General features: G+C 39.3%; 6 protein-coding genes. 5 read left to right on the plus strand and 1 reads right to left on the minus strand.

Annotation, left to right across the window (positions count from 1 at the left end; genetic code table 11):
* Positions 1–376 precede the first annotated feature (376 nt).
* From K6D58_RS03905 to K6D58_RS03915, 3 genes are read left to right on the plus strand one after another with little or no spacing between them, the layout of a single operon-like run.
* A complete protein-coding gene (locus K6D58_RS03905; RefSeq protein WP_296827829.1) occupies positions 377–901 on the plus strand; it encodes a hypothetical protein in 525 nt (174 codons plus the stop codon).
* A 31-nt stretch (positions 902–932) separates the two neighbouring features.
* On the plus strand, positions 933–1,445 hold the full coding sequence (locus K6D58_RS03910) for a hypothetical protein (RefSeq protein WP_296827832.1): 513 nt from the start codon (positions 933–935) through the stop codon (positions 1,443–1,445).
* 24 nt (positions 1,446–1,469) lie between these two features.
* Positions 1,470–1,979, plus strand: coding sequence for a hypothetical protein (locus tag K6D58_RS03915; protein WP_296827834.1), 510 nt, complete (start codon positions 1,470–1,472; stop codon positions 1,977–1,979).
* Between the two features lie 99 nt (positions 1,980–2,078).
* Here the strand turns inward: K6D58_RS03915 and K6D58_RS03920 are convergent, their stop codons facing one another.
* Positions 2,079–3,749: an AMP-binding protein gene (locus K6D58_RS03920; RefSeq protein WP_296827836.1), complete on the minus strand. Its 1,671-nt coding sequence runs from the start codon at positions 3,747–3,749 to the stop codon at positions 2,079–2,081.
* 165 nt (positions 3,750–3,914) lie between these two features.
* On the opposite strand from K6D58_RS03920, the gene K6D58_RS03925 reads away from it, so the two are divergent.
* Both K6D58_RS03925 and K6D58_RS03930 read left to right on the plus strand, forming a co-directional pair.
* Positions 3,915–4,934, plus strand: a complete 1,020-nt coding sequence (locus tag K6D58_RS03925) for a family 43 glycosylhydrolase (RefSeq protein ID WP_296827839.1) — start codon at positions 3,915–3,917, stop codon at positions 4,932–4,934.
* A 188-nt stretch (positions 4,935–5,122) separates the two neighbouring features.
* Positions 5,123–6,422, plus strand: a 1,300-nt coding sequence (locus K6D58_RS03930) for a chorismate-binding protein (RefSeq protein WP_296827842.1), incomplete at its 3' end; no start/stop codon positions are given.

A 6,422-nucleotide genomic window follows, 5' to 3' on the forward strand; every position in this document is an offset into this window, starting at 1 on the left:
CCTACAAACCAGATGTAACCGTCGTCATCATAGTAGGCTGTATCACCGGTGTCATACCATTCACCTGAAAGGGCTTTTTCTGTCTGTTCAGGATTTTTGTAGTAGCCCTTAAAAATACCGGTTGGCTTTCCCCCTTTAAGGTTTACTACGATGCTTCCACATTCAAGAGGTGCACATTTTTTTCCGTCGTGGTTGTGAATAAGTATTAGATTAGTTTAGATAAAGGGCGCTTTATTTAGGTAAGGCGCTCTTTTTTTTATTATATGCTCCCGGTTCTCTCGGAGGAGATGCCAGTGCAGACGCAGTATCCTTGCTTGAAACATTACCGAAAAAATACTACTCTTTATTTAATCTTAATTTTTTTTAGAGAAAATTTATGAAAGTCAGATGGGTTGCAATTTTTACTTTTTTTTCTGCCTGTCTTTTTTTGCTGACAGGCTGTCCTGACGAGACTTATGATGATTATCTTCCCGGAGTTGCTTTTTCTCTTTCTCCTTCAGAAGAAGAAATGGAACAGTCTCCAAAATCTTTTGATGAACAGAACATAGCCGCTTTGTTTAAGACTGATTTTTCTGTCTTTGAATCCTATAGTATTTCCGTTGATGTGTTCGGGTATTTCCCACAGCCGGAAGGATATAATATCCGCAAGCCTGCTAACTTTGTTCTGGTTTATGATAAAGATGACGAGAGTAAAACTGATGTCAGGGGAAAAGAACTTTTGTGTACCGCTGAAGGCGAGTCTGAAAACAGGAAAATATTAAAGCGTTTTGTCATTCCACTGGAAGGACTGGAAAAAATGTATTACAACGTTGAATTTTATGTTTCTGCGAAGGGAAGGGACGGGAGAACTTATTATTCCTATTACTGCTTCCAGCTGGATTTAAGCCAGAGTGACAACTGATATAAAACAAAAATCATTAGGGGTAAAGTTTATGAAATCATTCGTTTTTATTCTGACGGCTGTTTTTTGTCTGGTTTTTAATTCCTGTACTGATGGTGATTATTATTATTTTGGGGAGAGTCATGTGGTTGCTCTTGAAGGTGCAGATGTTTCTCTTTCCGGAGAGACTTCAGGACTTAAAGTTGGAGATACAGTCGGACTTACAGTTTCATGTATTACTGATTATGAATTTTACAGAGATTATGAAATAAGGTTTTATGTCTGCACTTCTGACGCTGCAGACTCATCTGCAGAAGCTGAAGGGGCAAAAGGATGTGTAATTCTTGGTTCTGCTTCTGATGATGATGAGTTAAACTTTAATCTGTCCTCCGTAACTTTTACGCAGAACAGTGAACTTGTAGAAGAACAGTCCAGGATTTTTTACGTAAAGGGGCTTTTGCCTGGAAAGTATAATATATGTGTACGCGTAAGGGCTCAGGCAAAACTGAAACTGGATGAATATGTGTACAGCAAGGATTTTGTTCTGGATTTTTCAGAGGAATAAATTATGTGCAGAAAATTTTTTGTTATGAAAAGATTTCTTGCAGGATTTTTTTTCCTGACTGTTTCTGTATGTCTTTTATCCTGTGCTAAGATTTGTAATGAACTTTTATGGGATGAACCGGAAAATGATTTTTCGCTTGAACTGTCAGATTCAGAGACAAAGGGGAATTGCAGTGTAAAACTTTACTGCAATATGTCTTATAATCAGAATAAGTCGTCCGTGAATGGAACGGATTCTTGTATCTATAAAACTTATGAAGTAAAACTTATGGTAGAAAAATATAGTTATGATACGAAATCTTTTGAGCTGTCAGATGACATTCAGCTCTACGGTTCAAGTAATTCTCCATTTTCTTCAAAAGACTTTACATTTACAGGAGCTAAGAATGATTCTTTTAAATTTGACGGAAGTTATGAAATAAAGGCATCGTCTGCTGGAATCGTAAGAGTTTCTGCTTTTGTCTATGGAACTTCCAAAACCGGAAAAAGAAAGCTCCTGCATTCAGACTCAGGAGAGCTTGTCATCAGAAAATAGTTTTCTTTTGAATGAAGTATTGTTATTAAGTATAAAAAAACTGTCCTGAAAAAGTGTAGACTCTTCCGGACAGTTTTTTTATTATGTGAAGTTTTTTTATCAGTTGTCTTTCTGGCGGATTTCTACGCGGCGGATTTTTCCGCTGATGGTTTTTGGAAGTTCATCAACGAATTCAATAAGGCGTGGAATCTTGTAAAGGGCAAGGTGTTCTGTGGCGAAGGTTTTTAATTCGATTTCAAGTTCCTTGCTTGCTTTATATTCTTTTGTAAGAACGATTGTTGCCTTTACTGCCTGGCCTCTTTTTGGATCCTTGATTCCTGTTACGGCACATTCAAGAACAGAAGGGTGCTGCTGAAGAACACTTTCTACTTCAAAAGGACTGATTCTGTAGCCGGCACTTTTAATAAGGTCATCGTTTCTTCCTACAAACCAGATGTAACCGTCGTCATCATAGTAGGCTGTATCACCGGTGTCATACCATTCACCTGAAAGGGCTTTTTCTGTCTGTTCAGGATTTTTGTAGTAGCCCTTAAAAATACCGGTTGGCTTTCCGCCTTTAAGGTTTACTACGATGCTTCCACATTCAAGAGGTGCACATTTTTTTCCGTCGTGGTTGTGAATCTGAACATCATAGCCAGGAGCGCTTTTACCCATTGAACCTGGTTTTACTTCCATGCCAGGGAAAGTTCCTGCAAGAACTGTACTTTCTGTCTGGCCGTAACCTTCATAAATTTTAATTCCTGTTTTTTCAAGGAACTTGTTGAATACTTCACTGTTCATTGCTTCACCGGCAGTAACACAGTACTTAAGGTTAGAAAGGTCGTATTTTGAAAGGTCCTGTCTGATAAGGAAGCGGTAAGCTGTTGGTGGTGCACAGAAAGTTGTTACCTTGTAGTGGGCAATTTTCTTAAAGAAGAGGTCTGGAGCAAAAGAAACCATGTCGTATACAAATACGGCTGTTCCTGCAATCCACTGACCATAAAGTTTTCCCCATACGGCTTTTCCCCATCCTGTTTCTGCAACACTGATATGAAGTCCGTCGTCCATTACATTCTGCCAGAATTTTGCTGTTGTAATGTGACCAAGAGGATATGTAAAATCATGTGCTACCATTTTTGGATAACCTGAAGTTCCGCTGGTAAAGTACATGAGCATGCTGTCGTTATTGTGAGTTGCAGCTTCTCCCTGAGGTCTTGGGAATGAATTGCATTCTTCTCCATAAGCATCTACTTCTTTATGAAAGTCAGTCCAGCCTTCACGGCTTCCTTTTACTGTTACCAGTTCCTGTACGCTTTTGCTTTCCGGAAGGGCAGCTTCAATCTGCTTCATTACGTTTCCGTCGTCAAAGGAAATAATCATTTTAATGTCAGCAGCATTACATCTGTAAATAATGTCATGTTTTAAAAGCTGGTTTGTAGCAGGAACAGCAATTGCACCGATTCTGTGAAGGGCAGGGAGAAGCCACCAGAATTCATAACGGCGGCGAAGGATGAGCATTACAACATCTCTCTTTTTAATTCCGTGGCGGCTTAAAAAATGTGCTGCCCTCTGTGTATCTCTGGAAATATCCTTGAAATTGAAGAATTTTTCATCACCTTCATCATCGCACCATACAAGAGCACGTTTTTCCGGTTCAAGTTCTGCATAACGGTCAATAACGTCATATGAAAAATTAAAATCTTCTGGTATGTTAAGCTTAAAGTTCTGGACCATGTCATCATAGTCTTTGTATTCACGATAGTCTTTAATAAAGTCTTTTAAAAGATTCATTTGTATTCTCCATTAATAGTAACTGATATTATAGAACAAAAGCTCAATCTGATAAATGCCATGTATTTATTTTTTTTAATTAATTGAAGGTTTTTAATACTGTAACCTGGCATAACCTTTATAATTTTAAAGATTTAGTTATATTATTTACAAATTGAGGTATATATGAAAAAGATTTTTATTATTTTAGCTGCACTTTCTTGCTGTCAGCTTTTTGCCCAGAATACAATTAAAAATGGTCAGACTCTTTACGACACTGACGGAAATGTACTCCATGCACACGGCGGTTACATGCTTAAGAGTGGAGATACCTGGTACTGGTATGGAGAAAACCGCACGGATAATAATTATGTAAGCTGCTATTCTTCTACAGATCTTGTTAACTGGAAATTCTGCAACAATATTCTTACAACTGAATCGCCTGCTGTTAAAACAAGAGTCAGGGCTGACCTTAAACTTTTTAATGCTGATGACAATAAAAAGGTAAATATTGAACGTCCAAAAGTTGTTTATAATGAATCTACCGGCAAGTACGTTCTCTGGGCTCATTATGAAAACGGACATGACTATTCTAAGGCTGCCATTGCAGTTGCCAGCTGTGATACTCCTGATGGTGATTTTGTTTATCATGGAAGCTTTAATCCTTATGGTCAGATGTCCCGTGACTGTACACTGCTGCAGGATAATGGAAAGACTTATTTTGCTTCAGCAGCCCGAAACAATGCCGACCTCCATGTTTATCTCCTTCAATCAGACTACCTTAATATAGAAAAAGAAGTTGGCGTCTGGTGGAATGGTGAATATCGTGAAGCACCAGCTTTTGTAAGGGTTGGTAAAAAACTTTACTGCTTTAGTTCCGGATGTACTGGATGGGATCCTAATCAGGGGCAGTATGCATATTCAAATAGTGTAGAAGACGGCTTTGGTCTTTTAACAAATATTGGAGATGAAACAACCTATCACTCCCAGCCGGCCTTTATCCTTACCCTTAAGGGCAGCAAGAAAACTTCATATATTTATGTAGGTGACCGCTGGAATGGCAAAAGCTATCACGAATCAACCTACACCTGGTATCCGATTCAGTTTAACAAAGACGGAAGCGCAGAACTGATTTACTGTGACGAACTTGAAATCAACGCAAAAACCGGAGAAGTAAAACCAATCCTTTATTCATCAAATGAATAAGAATTGCGAGAGACACATCAAGGGGAAAAAGAATTGCGAGCAAGCGCAGCAATTCCCCTTGATGCCTGACTGCCCCCGCAGTCAGGTGTTTAGCGTAGACATATTATTATTAATAAATTTATGTTTCTCTTGACAGTAACATGTGTATATTCTATACTGTTTCTACTAAAAGAAACAGAGGTAATGTTATGACTCGTACAGATTCAATATATTTTTCCATGCCATGCGACCGTTATACTCCATTCAGTCTTGCCCGCAAAATCGGTGCCGCCGCAATTCTTGAAAGCGCAAGTTTTGCCAGGGGAAGGGAACGCTATTCAATCCTTCTTATGGAACCAGCCTTTCACATTGTTCAGGATGATGAAGGGGTTGCTTTTTTAATTGACGGCCGCAGGCTTCCTTATAAAGAAAAGAATACTACAGGAGAAACAATCGCTCCCGGCAGCCGTCAGCTTCATACTCCGGACATTCTTGATGCCCTTCTTTATGTAGCAGGACAGAATGACATGAGCCTGGTTCATGATGAAGAGGGAAATGAAATTCATAATACAATACCTGTGCCTTCCAGCGGTCTGGGATATTTAAGCTACGAGTTTTCTGCCCGCTGTGACACAATCATGATGGCTCCTCAAACTGATGAACTTCATATTCCGGAAAGTGAATTTGTTGCAGGACATATTTACATTGTCTTTGATCACTTTACAGAAAAACTTCACGTATTTGCCCTTAACTATAATGAACATCAGATTGATCTGGATAAAGCAGTTTCAAATTTAAAGAAGCGTCTTAACGATATGGACTTTTCTTACCTGTCTGCACCGGAAGAAGCCTGTCCTGTCCGCACCATCACAAATCTTGAACAGAGTGAAAGGGAATACAAAGAAAAAGTTATGGCAATTAAAAAAGAAATTGTTGCCGGAAACCTTCTTCAGGCAGTTCCAAGCCGCCGTCTTCAGCTTGAATGTGATAATTCAGCCCTGGAAATTTACAGAAGACTTCGTGCAGTAAATCCAAGTCCTTATCTTTTTTATATTGATTTTGGTGAACGACAGCTCATTGGTTCATCTCCAGAAAGCCTTGTCCGCGTAAGGGAGGGAGTTGCATCTATCAGACCTATTGCCGGTACCAGAAGAAGGGGAAAGAATTCCCGTGAAGATGAAAGCCTTAAAAAGGAACTTCTTGATGATCAGAAGGAAAGGGCAGAGCACCTTATGCTGGTAGACCTGGCCCGCAATGACCTGGGCCGTGTATGTGCAAACGGAAGTGTAGAAGTTACCCGCTTTATGGAAGTTGAACTCTTTAGTCACGTTATGCATATTGTCAGTGATGTTCAGGGAAAAGTTGCACCAGGCTTTAAACCTATTCAGGTTTTAAGGGCAGCATTCCCAGCAGGAACAGTTAGTGGTGCTCCAAAAATCAGTGCCATAGAAATCTTAAGCAGAATTGAAAAAACAAAGCGCCGTTTTTATGCCGGAGCTGTTGGTTACA

Source organism: Treponema sp., assembly GCF_024696245.1.
Classification (GTDB): Bacteria; Spirochaetota; Spirochaetia; order Treponematales; family Treponemataceae; genus Treponema_D.

Coding starts and splice junctions, on each gene's coding strand:
- K6D58_RS03920 (WP_296827836.1), bottom strand. CDS start 3,749: ATGAATCTTTTAAAAGACTTTATTAAAGACTATCGTGAATACAAAGAC.
- K6D58_RS03925 (WP_296827839.1), top strand. CDS start 3,915: ATGAAAAAGATTTTTATTATTTTAGCTGCACTTTCTTGCTGTCAGCTT.
- K6D58_RS03915 (WP_296827834.1), top strand. CDS start 1,470: ATGAAAAGATTTCTTGCAGGATTTTTTTTCCTGACTGTTTCTGTATGT.
- K6D58_RS03905 (WP_296827829.1), top strand. CDS start 377: ATGAAAGTCAGATGGGTTGCAATTTTTACTTTTTTTTCTGCCTGTCTT.
- K6D58_RS03910 (WP_296827832.1), top strand. CDS start 933: ATGAAATCATTCGTTTTTATTCTGACGGCTGTTTTTTGTCTGGTTTTT.